The 13,972-nt window shown below is 61.4% G+C and carries 11 protein-coding genes; 3 read left to right on the top strand and 8 right to left on the bottom strand.

What is annotated here, in order from left to right:
• Nucleotides 1–3: 3 nt before the first annotated feature.
• From C0V73_RS01465 to C0V73_RS01455, 3 genes are all read right to left on the bottom strand, one after another.
• A complete protein-coding gene (locus C0V73_RS01465; protein WP_245407846.1) occupies nt 4–2,619 on the bottom strand; it encodes an EAL domain-containing protein in 2,616 nt (871 codons plus the stop codon).
• A gap of 225 nt (nt 2,620–2,844) precedes the next feature.
• Nucleotides 2,845–4,158 carry an NAD-dependent dihydropyrimidine dehydrogenase subunit PreA gene (gene preA, locus C0V73_RS01460; protein ID WP_102018219.1) on the bottom strand — a complete coding sequence of 438 codons (1,314 nt, stop codon included), beginning with the start codon at nt 4,156–4,158 and terminating at the stop codon, nt 2,845–2,847.
• Between the two features lie 27 nt (nt 4,159–4,185).
• The gene (locus C0V73_RS01455; protein WP_102018218.1) at nt 4,186–5,547 is read right to left on the bottom strand and encodes an NAD(P)-dependent oxidoreductase; all 1,362 of its coding nucleotides are present in this window, start codon (nt 5,545–5,547) and stop codon (nt 4,186–4,188) included.
• A 292-nt stretch (nt 5,548–5,839) separates the two neighbouring features.
• On the opposite strand from C0V73_RS01455, the gene C0V73_RS01450 reads away from it, so the two are divergent.
• Complete coding sequence (locus C0V73_RS01450) at nt 5,840–6,235, top strand: DUF2325 domain-containing protein (RefSeq protein ID WP_102018890.1); 396 nt, start codon at nt 5,840–5,842, stop codon at nt 6,233–6,235.
• A 309-nt stretch (nt 6,236–6,544) separates the two neighbouring features.
• Complete coding sequence (locus tag C0V73_RS01440; protein WP_102018216.1) at nt 6,545–6,931, top strand: glyoxalase; 387 nt, start codon at nt 6,545–6,547, stop codon at nt 6,929–6,931.
• Between the two features lie 46 nt (nt 6,932–6,977).
• Here the strand turns inward: C0V73_RS01440 and C0V73_RS01435 are convergent, their stop codons facing one another.
• Together C0V73_RS01435 and C0V73_RS01430 are read right to left on the bottom strand one after the other, a co-directional pair.
• Complete coding sequence (locus tag C0V73_RS01435; protein WP_102018215.1) at nt 6,978–7,343, bottom strand: DUF423 domain-containing protein; 366 nt, start codon at nt 7,341–7,343, stop codon at nt 6,978–6,980.
• A 5-nt stretch (nt 7,344–7,348) separates the two neighbouring features.
• Nucleotides 7,349–7,738: a globin gene (locus C0V73_RS01430; RefSeq protein WP_102018214.1), complete on the bottom strand. Its 390-nt coding sequence runs from the start codon at nt 7,736–7,738 to the stop codon at nt 7,349–7,351.
• A 169-nt stretch (nt 7,739–7,907) separates the two neighbouring features.
• Between C0V73_RS01430 and C0V73_RS01425 the strand changes: the two genes are divergently transcribed.
• Nucleotides 7,908–9,530: an ABC-F family ATP-binding cassette domain-containing protein gene (locus C0V73_RS01425; RefSeq protein WP_102018213.1), complete on the top strand. Its 1,623-nt coding sequence runs from the start codon at nt 7,908–7,910 to the stop codon at nt 9,528–9,530.
• Between the two features lie 82 nt (nt 9,531–9,612).
• Here C0V73_RS01425 and galE read toward each other — a convergent pair whose 3' ends face one another.
• The 3 genes from galE to C0V73_RS01410 form a co-directional block, all read right to left on the bottom strand.
• Nucleotides 9,613–10,602, bottom strand: a complete 990-nt coding sequence (gene galE, locus C0V73_RS01420) for a UDP-glucose 4-epimerase GalE (protein ID WP_102018212.1) — start codon at nt 10,600–10,602, stop codon at nt 9,613–9,615.
• 13 nt (nt 10,603–10,615) lie between these two features.
• Nucleotides 10,616–11,773: a UDP-galactopyranose mutase gene (gene glf, locus C0V73_RS01415; protein WP_102018211.1), complete on the bottom strand. Its 1,158-nt coding sequence runs from the start codon at nt 11,771–11,773 to the stop codon at nt 10,616–10,618.
• 151 nt (nt 11,774–11,924) lie between these two features.
• Nucleotides 11,925–13,970 (bottom strand): glycosyl transferase, encoded by a 2,046-nt coding sequence (locus tag C0V73_RS01410; RefSeq protein ID WP_102018889.1) that lies wholly within the window; start codon nt 13,968–13,970, stop codon nt 11,925–11,927.
• Nucleotides 13,971–13,972 lie beyond the last annotated feature (2 nt).

Here is a 13,972-nt window from a genome sequence, read left to right as displayed (position 1 = left end):
TCTTCAGGCCGTCCGCTGCCAGAGGGTTTCGCGTTCGCCTGCGTGTTTGCGCGCGAAATCCATCAATGCGTCGGCGCTCATCGGCCGGGCAAGGGCGTAGCCCTGCAGCGTATGGCAGCCGAGATCCCGCAGGATCGCGGCATGTTCCATGGTCTCGACGCCTTCCGCGACAATGCCGACGCCGAAGGACCGGCCGATATCGACGATCGAGCTGATCAGGCGGCGCTGGGCGGGGTTGTTGACGATCGGAGCCACCAGCTGCCTGTCGATCTTCAGGCGGCTTGGCGAGAGCTTGATCAAGGAGAGGATCGAGGCATAGCCGGTGCCGAAGTCGTCGATTTCGACGGAGATGCCATGGGCGCGGATGCGCTCCAGGCTTTCAGCGACGGCGTCCACCTTGTCATCGAAGGAAATCGATTCGAGCAGTTCGAAGGACAGGCTGCCCGGCTTCAGCGACAGCGTGTCCAGATGGCCGATGAGGCGATCGTCGAACAGGCGCTGGGCGGAAATGTTGACCGAAACATGCTCGATATCGAGATTTGCGGCGCGCCAGCGGGCCAGCTGAAACAGTGCCTGGTCGAGGATGCTCGCATCGATCTGGGCGACGACGTTCAGGCTTTCGGCAATTTCGAGGAAGGCAGCGGGCGGCAGAATGCCCTTCTTGGGGTGACGCCAACGGGCCAGCGCTTCCACACCGTTGATTGCGAGCGTGCGGGCATCGAATTGCGGCTGGTACCAGGCAATGAAGTCGTCATCTCCGAGCGAGCGCAGAATGGCGTCGGCCGTATGCTTGATGTTGATGGTGCGGGCGCGAAGCTGGTCGTTGAAGCGTTCAACGCGATTGCGGCCGCGTCGCTTGGCCTCGTAGAGGGCGATGTCGGCATTCACCAGCAATTGCTCTGACGACACACCGCGCTCGGTCTTGTCGGCGATGCCGATGGAGGCTCCCACGCGGCACTCATGGCCCTCGTAGACAATCGGCGTGTTGACAGCGGTGATGAGTTTGCGCCCGACGACATCATGATCCTCTTGCAGGATGCAGCCTTTGCAGGCGATCAGGAATTCGTCGCCGCCGATGCGGGCGACGAAATCTCCGGGCTTGACCAGGTTTCGCAGTTCGTGTGCCACATGGCGCAGGATGGCGTCGCCGGCACCATGGCCGAGCGTGTCGTTGATTTCCTTGAAGCGGTCGAGGTCCATGTGGAGCACAGTCAGGCGCTCACCGGACGCGTTGCTTTCCTGGACGAGTTCTTCGAGACGCTGGTCAAGATAGCGGCGGTTGGGCAGTCCGGTCAGGGCGTCATGCAGGGAGTTGTACTCCATCCGCTGCCGCGCCGATTCCAGCTCCTCGTTCCGCTGTGCGGTCTCTTTCTGGGCGCGGCCCAGTTGCTCCTGCAGGGTTACGTCAGCGCTGACATCCCAGTTGACGCCAAGCACGCTGATCTTCCCGTCCGGATCCCGGAAAATCGTACCGACAGCGCGTATATGGCGGATTTCGCCATTGTCGCGGAAAATGCGGAACTGGGTCTCGTAGGTCTTGTCTGAGGCAATCGCATCATCAAGCGCTTCGTCCGAAGGGCCGATATCATCGGGATGGACACGCGATTTCCAGACCTCGTAGCAGGCGTCGACGTCGGGCGGGAGCCCGTAGAGTTGATACATGCGCTCGTCCCACCGGATATTTCCGGTGGCAAAGTCGAGTTCCCAGATGCCGATGTTCGAGGCCTCCAGTGCGAGGCCCAAGCGGTTCGACATTGCGGACAATTGTTCTTCGCGCTGGCGCAAGGCGGCATAATTGCGCTGCCGTTCGCGCATGAGTTTGGCTACCCAGATGACGATTCCCGCCATCAAAGCGGCCATCGCGAAGATCATGGAGCGAATGGGGACGTTCTGACTGCTGACGCCGTGCCAGCCCTCCTTCGGGATCGCCGAGAGAAGCCATTGCTGGGTCCCGAAATTAACCACCATCGAGACGGGATCGTCTTTCAGAATATGGCCATCGCCGTAGATCACCGAGGATGTGGTTTCGTTCTGATTGGTGATGGCGATCGAAAGAGGCAGGTCCGGTGAGCGCAGTCCGCTGTCGTCATAAAGGCGGGCGACATCAACGATGCCTGCAAGGCCACCCCAGAAGACGCTCTGGCCGACGTCGTTGGTCATGGTGACCGGGAGCGTAATGATCAACCCCATGTCGCCGTTGTTGAGGGGGCGCGGACCCCGAATGATGGTCTTGCCCTCTTCGCGCAATTGCCGGGCGGCGGCCTCGCCGTTCGGAGGTGGCAGCACCCAGCGGCCAATGATGCCCTTGTTCTCCTCATAGGGGTACACGAAGGTGGTTATGAGGTTGGGTGCGGCTGCAATGTTGGTGATCTGTGAAGGGATTGCCATCAGTTTCGTCGCCAGCGATTCAAATCGCGGCTGCGTCACGTGGGGTTCGGTGCCGATGACGGCTACCATGCCCTGCAGAAGTTTGATGTTGGCATTGATGTTGGCTTCGAGCTTCGTGCGGATCAGGCCGAGGCTCTCTTCGACCGTGTTGCGGGCTGCTTCGCGGCTCAGGCGCTGCTGCTGCAGGTCTGCATAGAACGCCGATAATGCGATGCCTGTCAGGACGATCACGCTGGGAATCAGAATCTGAAGGCGCGACCTCAGAGAAGAAACGCCATCTGTACTCTTTTTCTTGCTAGCCATGGTCTCCTTGCCTGGTCTGCCTGGCTCTCGGCCGACGGAGGCGATCGTGGAGTATAGCGCTGAACAATTTCTGAATCGATTGACGATATGTTGGAGATTTATTGGGCGCCAAGGTATCCGGCCCGTTTCCGGGCCGGATTTGCTTGCCAGACGTTATTCTGCTGCCTGAACGGCCATCGGATTGTTCGGATGGGTCGTCCAGTTGGCGTAGTTCGGATCGACAGGACGGCCGGTGCGCTGGTCGAGGGCGCCGGTCGGCAGTTCGACCATGGTGATGCAGTTCTCGACGGGACAGACGTTGACGCAGAGATTGCAGCCGACGCATTCGTCTTCCATCACCTCGAAATGCCTGACGCCATCGACCATGCTGGTGATCGCCTGGTGGGACGTATCCTCGCAGGCGATGTGGCAGCGACCGCATTTGATGCAGGCGTCCTGATCGATATGCGCCTTGGCGATGTAGTTGAGGTTGAGATACTGCCAGTCGGTGACGTTGGGCACCGCGCGGCCGCAGATGTCGTCGAGGCTGCGATGACCCTTGGCATCCATCCAGTCATTGAGGCCCGAAATCATTTCCTGGACGATCTTGAAGCCATAGGTCATGGCGGCCGTGCAGACCTGAACGTTGCCGGCACCGAGCACCAGGAACTCGGCTGCATCGCGCCAAGTGGTGACGCCGCCGATGCCGGAGATCGGCAGGCCGTAGGTTTCCGGATCACGGGCGATCTCGGCGACCATGTTGAGCGCGATCGGCTTCACTGCCGGGCCGCAATAGCCGCCGTGGGTGCCCTTGCCGCCGACGGTGGGCGAGGGGGCAAAGTTGTCGAGATCAACAGAGACGATCGAGTTGATCGTGTTGATCAGCGAGACGGCATCGGTGCCGCCGGCCTTGGCCGCACGCGCCGGCTTGCGGATGTCGGCGATGTTCGGCGTGAGCTTGGTGATTACGGGCATGCGGGTGTATTGCTTGCACCAGCGCACGACCATTTCGATGTATTCCGGCACCTGGCCGACGGCGGCGCCCATGCCGCGCTCGGACATGCCGTGCGGACAGCCGAAGTTGAGCTCGATGCCGTCAGCGCCGGTTTCTTCGACCAGCGGCAGGATCGCCTTCCACTCCTCCTCGACGCAAGGGACCATGATCGAGGCGACGAGCGCCCGGTCCGGCCAGTTCATCTTGACCTGCTTCATCTCCTGCAGGTTGATCTGGAGCGGACGGTCGGTGATCAACTCGATGTTGTTCAAGCCGAGGAGGCGGCGGTCAGCGCCCCAGATCGCGCCGTAGCGCGGTCCATTGACGTTGACGACCGGTGGGCCCTCCGAGCCGAGCGTCTTCCAGACGACGCCGCCCCAGCCCGCCTTGAAGGCGCGCTCGACGTTGTAGGCCTTGTCTGTCGGCGGGGCCGAGGCCAGCCAGAAGGGGTTGGGCGACTTGATGCCGACGAAGTTATTGCGAAGATCAGCCATGTTTCAAATCCTCTCGAGAGCGGTGCGTCATGCGACTGCGGATGCGCCCGCCGTCATGACGGCGAGAGAGCGGTTGATGCTTTCGGCCGCATCGCGGCCCATGGCGACGGCAGAAACCGTCAGGTCCTGGCCTCCGAAGGCGCAGTCGCCGCCGGCCCAGACGCCGGGAAGCGAGGTCCGGCCTTCGGCGTCGATGGCGATCTTGCCACCTTCGATCTTGAGGCCGTCGAGACCCTGGGCGTCGAGCTTCTGGCCGATGGCCACGAGGATCTGGTCAGCCTTGATCTCGGTCGTGTGACCGGTACCTTTCATTATGCCGTTTTCGAGGTGGGTGTATTCGAACGTGATCGCCGAACAGTGGCCACTGTGATGGGCCACTTCCTTCGGCTGCAGCCAGTGGCGGATGTGCACGCCCTTGGAGGTCGCCAGATCCTGCTCGAATTCTGAGGCGTTCATGTGCTCCTTGCCGCGGCGATAGCAGATGGTTACGTTCTCGGCGCCGAGCAGCTTGGCTTGCACGGCAGCGTCAATCGCGGTCATGCCGCCGCCGATGACGACGACGTCGCGACCGACCGGCACGTCGGCCTTGTCATCCGCCTGGCGCAGCCTTTCGATGAAGTCTACGGCATCCGTCACGCCATTGATCTGGGCGCCTGGGATGTTGAGGCCGTTGACGTTGCCGAGGCCGGCGCCGATGAAGACGGCGTCGTGCTTGGCCTGGAGATCGGCAAGCTTGAAGTCCATGCCCATTTCCTGGCCGTCCAGCACGTCGATATTGCCGAGCGAGAGGATGTAGTCGACTTCCTTCTGGGCGAAGTCGTTGGGGGTCTTGTAGGCGGCGATGCCGTATTCGTTTAGGCCTCCGGCCTTTTCGCGGGCTTCGTAGATCGTCACCTGGTGGCCGTGCATGGCCAGCCGATGGGCTGCTGCAAGACCGGCAGGACCTGCGCCAACGATACCGACCGTTTTGCCAGTAGAGGCGGCCGGGGAATAGAACTGGCGGCCTTCTTCGATCGCGATGTCGGTGGCGTAGCGTTGCAGGCGGCCGATTTCGACCGGACGCTCCTCGGCCGTGTTGCGCACACAGGCCTCCTCGCAGAGCGTTTCGGTCGGACAGACGCGGGCGCACATGCCGCCGAGGATGTTCTGGTCGAAGATGGTCTTGGCGGCGCCGAGCGGATTGCCAGTCGATATCTGCCGGATGAACATCGGGATATCGATGGCGGTGGGACAGGCCGTCATGCAGGGCGCGTCGTGACAGAAGTAACATCTGTCGGAGGCGACAAGGGCCTCATGGCCGCCGAGGCGGGGATGCAGGTCGGAGAAATTCTTCGCATAATCGGCAGCGTCAAGCCGCCCGGCCTTGAGGCCTGGTTCCAGTCTTCGCATCGCAGTTCCCTCTTTTATGTTCGAAGCGATGCAGGGAAGCGTAACGCAGGTTCAAACTTTTATCAAACGGTAAAAAATTGGATTTTGGGCGCCGCAGCCCCTGAGAATGCTGGATAGTTGACCTTCGTCAATCCCTGGTCCTGCCGACATACGCCGCGGAATGAACGGTGAAAAAAACATGAGTGCGAGCTTCAACTATATACTTTACTCGAATTGTCATGTTTTGTATGGCTTCACCTCAGGCGGCGTGACCATCGCGGCCTCCGATCGATTTTCTGGGAGACGGGACAGCATGGCGAAGAAGAAAAAGCAGGCGGGCAAGAAGCCGGGAGGGGAGGCTTCCTCGGTTGTAACGACGCCGAAGGCGCAAGCAGAAGTGCGCAGCTTTCTCTATGTCGGCGGGAGGGATTGCCAGGTCGCGCATCTGCGGCAGATCGCCAGCAATTTTGGTGCGGAACTTATTCACCACGATGGGGGTTTACGGGAAGCGGTATCGCGAATCGACACGGTGCTACCCTCCGTCGACTGCGTCTTCTGCCCTATCGACTGTATCAGTCACGATGCGTGTCTGCGCGTGAAGAGCGGTTGTAAGAAGTTCGGTAAGACTTTCATTCCGCTGCGAAATGGCTCGAAATCCAGTCTCGAGCGCGCACTGCAGACGCTGAATGAAAGGAATACGGACGGATGAGCAGAGACGGTTTCGAAACGGGTGGCATGAGTGCTTTTCACGAGCTTGCACGACAGCGCGGCGAGGGGCTCCTTCCGGAGCTTGCCGAGGCAATCTTGCAACGCTCGCAGGAAAGTGAAGTGACGAATTGCGAAATCGTCACTTTGCCGGGCTTGCACGAACGCAAATCGGCTACCATGTACGCAGCAGTGAACCGGGCCCCCGCCCTCATCATCGAATTTCCCGCGCCAAGGTGGCAGCGGAACGCCAACGCTAGGTCGTAGTCGTTTCGTCAGCCATTCTCATTCGGGAAGCAGAGGAACTTTCCGCATGAACGCTCAGCAACCGGTTGCGAAGACGATCCTCAACGCCGTGCCTATTCTGCCTTCACTCAACTTTTCAGAAACCCGCAACTTCTATGTCGAATATCTCGGCTTTGAAGAAATCGGTCTCGACTGCCTCGACTATCTGGTCGTTCGGCGTGGCGGGATGGAGCTGCATTTCTGGCTGAGCGACGACCCGATGCAGTGCCAGAACAGCTCGGTGTTCTTCCGGGCTGATACGCCGACCGAGATCTATCGCGATTTCTGTGACCGTGGGATCGAGGCGATCCGCCCGTCCGACGCCCAGGGTGAAGACATCCGCTTCCACGTGCGTGACCCGCACGGCAATCTGCTGATGTTCTCAGGCATGGGCTCCGCCGCCCTCGCTCACTGAGTCTTTTCGCTGACTTAGCGAGGCCCGCTGGACTTCCAGTGGAGCCTCAGCTTCGCGGCGGCACGACCGCACCGACAGCGAGCACGAGCCATGATGCGATGAGCGTCATGCCACCTGTCGGGGCTGCCATCGGAAACAGTCCGGTGCCGAGGAAGTGCCGGGCGACGAGATCGCCGGCAAACAGCAACGTTCCCACCGACATTCCCAACGCAACGAGACCCGCGAACCGGATCCTGTCGCCCGCAAGCGCCAACGCTACCAGAGCCGGCGCATGGGCCAGGCAGATGGTCGAGGCCGGGCGCAGCAATGCTTCGCCGCCGGCATGACTTGCTGCAGCCGCAAGGCCGACGCCTGCTGCTCCGATCAGTCCGGCCGCTACGGCTGCCCATCTGTTGTCGCGCATGATGGCCATCCGGCTCACTCCTTGTTCTGCATGTGGTGGGCGAGCTTCTCGATCGGGGGCCAGATGATCTCCCGAAGTTTGGGATGCTCGACCGTCTCGTCCAGCGCGCGGCGGAAGCAAAGCAACCATTCGTCCCGCTCCACAGGCCCGATCTCGGCGACGAAATGGCGACGCCGGAGCATCGGATGTCCGCGCTTCTGCATGTAGATAGGCGGGCCGCCCAGATAACCCGTCAGGTAGTCGTAGAACTTCTCTTCGCTGCCGGTGAGATCCGGTGGATGGACAGCACGGCAGTGGGCCGCCTCGGGCAGCGTATCCATCAGTTCGTAGAAGCGGCGCGTCAGCGCCTTCACGGTTGCATCGCCACCGATCGCTTCATAAAGGGTAATCGTCTCATCGCTCATGCTGTCGTCCTCGAGTGAGGTCTTTTCGCGCTTTCGACGGCGTGTTGCAACGGGGCAGCGCCTTGCGTGGCAATCCGGCGCAGTCGCGATGCCGCCTTGCAACAAAAGCAGGGGACATGTGGCCCTGACCATGCCATAAGGGCGCCGATTTCCAGCAGGCGCTCCATCCATGATCCGCATCGAAAACATCTCCAAGCAGCTCAGCCACCGCATCCTCTTCATCGAGGCGTCGGCCGCCCTCAATCGTGGTGAGAAGATCGGCCTTGTCGGGCCGAATGGTGCTGGCAAGACCTCGCTCTTCCGCATGATCATCGGCCACGAGCTGCCGGATGAGGGCCAGGTCTCCGTCGATAAAGGCGTGTCCATCGGCTATTTCAGCCAGGATGTCGGCGAGATGTCCGGTCGCTCGGCCGTGGCCGAGGTCATGGACGGGGCAGGGCCGGTCAGCGAAGTTGCCGCCGAACTGCGCGAACTCGAGGCGGCCATGGTCGATCCGGATCGTATGGACGAGATGGACGCGATCATCGAGCGCTACGGCGAGGTGCAGGCGCGTTACGAGGAGCTCGACGGCTATGCCTTGGATGGCCGCGCCCGCGAGGTGCTGGCCGGTCTCTCCTTCTCGGAAGCCATGATGGACGGCGATGTCGGCGCGCTCTCCGGTGGTTGGAAGATGCGCGTGGCGCTCGCCCGCATCCTGCTGATGCGCCCTGACGTGATGCTGCTCGACGAACCGTCGAACCATCTCGATCTCGAAAGCCTGATCTGGCTCGAGCAGTTCCTGAAAGGCTACGAGGGCGCGCTGCTGATGACCTCGCATGACCGTGAGTTCATGAACCGCATCGTCAACAAGATCATCGAGATCGATGCTGGCCAGCTGAACAGCTATTCCGGCGACTATGTCTTCTATGAGGGGCAGCGTGCCTTGAACGAGAAGCACCAGCAGTCGCAGTTCGAGCGTCAGCAGGCGATGCTCGCCAAGGAAATCAAGTTCATCGAGCGTTTCAAGGCGCGCGCATCCCATGCTTCCCAGGTGCAGAGCCGGGTGAAGAAGCTGGAAAAGATCGACCGGGTCGAGCCGCCGAAGCGCCGCCAGGTCGTCGCCTTCGAATTCCAGCCGGCGCCGCGCTCGGGCGAGGATGTCGTCAGCGTCAAGAACATCTCCAAGCGCTACGGCGACAAGGTCATCTATGATGGCTTCGACTTCATGGTCCGCCGCCGCGAGCGCTGGTGCATTATGGGCATCAACGGGGCCGGCAAATCGACGCTTCTGAAGCTGGTCGCCGGCGATTCGAAGCCGGACGAGGGCACGGTGTCGATCGGCGCCAGCGTCAAGATGGGCTATTTCGCCCAGCATGCAATGGACGTGCTCGATGGCGAGATGACCATCTTTGAAATGCTGGAAACGACATTCCCGCGCGCCGGTCAGGCGCCGCTTAGGGCGCTTGCCGGGTGCTTCGGCTTCTCGGGCGACGACATCGACAAGCGCGTGCGCGTGCTCTCAGGCGGCGAGAAGGCGCGTCTGGTCATGGCGATCATGCTATTTGATCCGCCGAACCTCTTGGTCCTCGACGAGCCCACCAACCACCTCGACCTCGACACCAAGGAAATGCTGATCAAGGCGCTGTCGCAGTTCGAAGGCACCATGCTCTTCGTCAGCCACGATCGCCACTTCCTTGCAGCCCTGTCGAACCGCGTGCTTGAGATCACGCCTGAAGGCGTCTTCCAGTATGGCGGCGGCTACACGGAATATGTCGAGCGTACCGGCCACGAGGCGCCAGGCCTGAGGAGCTAAGGCTCAACAGCTATGAACACGTAAAAAGCCCGAGGTTCGATTTCGACCCTCGGGCTTTTTGATGTTTGGAAACGGAGTTTGCTCAGGTCGAGTGGCCGTTGAAGGTCGAGTGCCACTTCCAGGCGGAGCGGATGATGTCGTCGATGCCGTGCTTGGGATCCCAGCCCAGCACCTCGCGGGCAAGCGTGTTGCTTGCGACGAGGCCCGGTGGGTCGCCGGGGCGGCGCTCGGTCCGCTTGATCGGCATGGGGCGGCCCGACACGGTCTCAATGGCCGTGATCAATTCCTTGACGGTTGTGCCGTTGCCGGTGCCGAGATTTATGGCGATGGTCTCGCCGCCTTTCAGCAGATAGTCGACGGCCCGCACATGGGCATCGGCGAGATCGTTGACGTGGATGTAGTCGCGGATGCACGTGCCGTCGCGGGTGTCGTAGTCTTCGCCGAAGATCGAGAAGAATTCGCGGCGTCCAAGGGCCGTTTCGATCGCAAGCGGGATGGCATGGGTTTCGGGCGAGTGCCACTCGCCGATCCGGCCCTCGAAATCCGCACCTGCAGCGTTGAAGTAGCGCAGCATGACGGAGCGCATGCGGCCGCAGAGGTTCAAGTCGCCGAGCGCCTGCTCAACGATATGCTTGGTGCGGCCGTAGGGGTTGATCGGCTTCTGGTCGTGCTTTTCGTCGAGCGGCAGATATTCCGGCGCGCCGTAGGTGGCGCAGGTCGAGGAGAAGACGAAGTTGCGGATATCGGCTTCACTGAGGGCCTGCAGGAGGCTGAGCGTGCCCGAGACGTTCACGTCGTAGAATTGCTCCGGCTCCTTGAAGGACTGGCCGACCTCGATCAGGCCGGCGAAATGCATCGCCGCCTTCGGCTGGTATTTGGCGAGCACTTGCCTGAGGCGCGCCTTGTCTCTGATGTCGCCCTGTTCGGCCGGACCCCATTTGACGAATTCCGGATGGCCCGAGGTGAAGTTGTCGTAGACCACGGGCAGATAGCCGCGCTCGGAGAGCGCGAGGCAGGTGTGCGAGCCGATATAGCCGGCACCGCCGACGACGAGGATGGGGGTGGCAGTCATGGTCATTCTCGCGTCAGAGCGGGGCATGCACGAAGGCCGGCATTGCTGCCTGTTCCTTCGACTTGGCCAGGAAGAGGCGCGCGGTGTCGAGTGCCTCGCGGATCGTCACATCCATGTCGAGATAACGATAGGTCGCCAGGCGTCCGACGAAGGTGACGGATTTTTCCTCATTGGCACGAGCGACGTAGTCGGCGAGCTGCGCCTTCTCCTCGACCAGACGGATCGGGTAGTAGGGGATGTCGTTCTCGCCGCAGGCGCGGGAGAATTCCCGGTAGCAGACCGAACCCTGGTGGCTTTCCCAGGGCGAGAAATGCTTGTGTTCGGTGATGCGCGTGTAGGGCACTGATGCATCGCCATAGTTCATGACGGCGCAGCCCTGATAGTCGCCCTGATAGCTGAAGCGTTCGAAGTCGAGCGTGCGATAGCCGAGGCGGCCGAATTCATAGCCGAAGTAACCGTCGAGCGGGCCGGAATAGAAGAGATGGGCATAGTCATGCGGCGCGCGTGCGTCGAAATGCTGGCCGAGCGTCACCTTGATCTTCGGATGATCGAAGATCTTCTCGATCATGTCGGTATAGCCGCTTTCCGGCATGCCCTGGAATTTGTGGAAGAAGTAGTTGTCGTCGTAGTTGAAGCGTACGGGCAGGCGTTTCAGGATCGAGGCCGGCAGGGCGGTCGGCGAGCAGCCCCACTGCTTTTCGGTATAGCCCTTGAAGAAGGCCTCGTAGAGGTCGCGGCCGACGAAGCGCAGCGCCTGCTCCTCGAAAGTCTGCGGGTCGGTGATGGTCTTCTCGGCCTGTTCCTCGATGAAGGCGCGCGCCTCTTCCGGGCGGAAGGTCTTGCCGAAGAACTGGTTGATCGTGTGCAGGTTGACCGGCAGGGAATAGACCTGGCCCTGGCTCGTGGTTTTCACCCGGTTCTTGTAGGGCAGAAAGGTCTGGTAGCTGTTGACGTAGTCCCAGACCTCAGCGTCATCGGTGTGGAAGATGTGCGGGCCATAGATATGGACCATGACGCCGGTGTCAGCGTCCCGCTCGGTGTGGCAGTTGCCGCCGATATGCGGGCGCGTGTCGAAGACTTCGACCTCGAAGCCTGCTTCTGCCAGTTCGCGTGCGATGACGGCGCCGGACAGACCTGCGCCGACAATTCCGATTTTCTGACCCTGTGCCATCCGGTGGGTGTTCCTCGATTTTTCCCGGGCGGTGCGGTTCCAGCTTTCAAGCCTGCCGCGTCTCGCCCTGTTGTTGAAGACCGGCGGTCACCCGCCGGTCGATTCATGGTGAGGCTAGGCCGCCCGTTCCGGCGGCCCCTTATTCACCAGGTCAGGCAGGCTTTGCAGGCCAGAGGCGCGTGTCGTGCGGGACCGGATGGAAGGCATGCCAATCGGCGATCCGGTCCTTGTAGCGCTTGCGATAGGCGGCCTCGTCCTCGAACTCGACTTCCGCCAACACGACATCCGTGCCGATCTCGTAATACATCTCCATGTTGGAGAGGTCCGGAACCGGGGTCTCGCCGCGTTCGCGCTCACCCTGCATCTGCCAGTAAAGCTCTTCGAGGCGACGCACGAGGCGTGGAATGTCACGCAGGGCGCAGGTCTCGCGCTGGGCCTGGATGGAATTGCGGATATGAGCGAGAGCTGCCGGGTCCCTGGCGAGCGCCACGGCCTTGCGGACATATTCGTCCGGGGTGGCGCAGATGAGTTCCGGAACGCCGGCCGACTTCACGATGCTGCTGCAGAAACGCGATGCAAAGCTCTTGCCCGGAACGGTGAGGACGGGGAGACCCATGGTCAAGGCATCCGATGCCGTCGAATGGGCGCCATAGGGGAAGGTGTCGAGGAACAGATCGGCGATCGCAATCCGCGCCAGATGGTTCGGGTTTGCCGCCTTCGGGGCGAAATAGATGCGGGCAGGATCGACGCCGGCAGAGGTCGCCAGTTCGCGCAGGCGCTGGTTCACCACATCCGATCCGCCAAGCAGCCAGAGCACGCTGCCAGGCGTCGCCGTCAGGATTGCCATCCAGCGGGTGAAGACGCCGGCGGTGATCTTCTGCATGCCGTTGAAGCAGGCGAAGACGAAGGCGTCTTCAGGCAGACCGGCTTCCGTGCGCGTCGGGCGTGGGCCGATCAGACGCTTGCGGTCGACCGGCTGGTTGCACGGAATGTGGAGGACCTTTTCGGTGTAGTAGAGCTCGTTGCCCGGCGGAATGATCTGCTCGTCGGCGATAATGTACTGGTGCACGGGGCTCGCCATGGTGCCCGGATAGCCGCAGAAGTTCACGATCACAGGGGCCGGGCGGTAGGAGAAGATCTTCGTGCGGGCGAGCTTGGTGTAGCCGTTGACGTCGATCAGGACATCGATCTCATCAGCCATGATCAGCTTGGCGGCCTCAAGGTCCGACATGGCGGTGACATCACGCCAGACGTCGATCACAGCCTTCATCCGGTTCTGTGTCGCGTCATTGGTGCGGGCATCGCCGATGTAATAGGCGTAGACTTCGACCGACGACTTGTCGTGCAGTTCCAGAACTTCGCTCAATGCGAAGCCTACGGCATGATCACGCAGGTCGGACGAAACGTAACCGATGCGCAGCCGCTGTCCGGTGCCGACCTTCTTGCGTGGTTCCGGCCTGTTGAGATGAGCAGGATCCGGGCGTCCGGCAAGCATCTTAAAGTAACGAGCGGCCTTGGCCATCTGGTAGAGCGGATCGTCGGAATAACAGGCGAGGGGAAGCGGCGAGATCGAGTCCAGCATCTGCTTCTTGGTCACGTATTCGGATGCCTGGACGACGGGCCACTTGCATTGATGCTGGCGGACCGAAATCCAGTGCTGGCCTGCCTCCGGCTTGTCGGGGCGCAGCTCGATTGCTTGCCAGAGGGCCGTCTCCGCATCCGCATAGAGGCTGGCGCCTTCCATCACGCGGCCGATATGCTGCAGGGCCATCAGTCGATGCACCGACTTGTCCGGGGTGATTTCCGATGTCTGCTCGACGTAGCTGCGCCATTGCTGGATCGCCAGTGCGCCGAGCCCGCAATCCTCGTAGGTACGGCCAAGATTAATGTGAGCCTGGCCCATCATCGGGGCCGCCCTCAAGGCTGCCTTCAAAGCATTGATGGCGCCGGCCGTATCCCCGAGTGCCTTCAGGACGACGGAATAATTGAAGAAGGCAAGATGAAGCAGAGGGCTCTGGTCGTTGAACGCGGTCCACGTCTTGTAGAGTTCTGCCGCCAGAGCAGACTGCCCTGAGGCGCCCCAGTGTTCTGCGAGCTGCAGCAACTCAATCAGGGAGAGCTTTTGGCTTCTGGCCTTGTCCATTGCGGCAGCGAGCTGGGCGTTCTGCTCCGGGGCGAATGCTGTATGTATCACCATCG

The organism is Rhizobium sp. TH135 (assembly GCF_002855515.1).
In the GTDB taxonomy this organism is placed as follows: Bacteria; Pseudomonadota; Alphaproteobacteria; order Rhizobiales; family Rhizobiaceae; genus Allorhizobium.
This window is presented reverse-complemented; position numbering and strand designations above follow the sequence as displayed.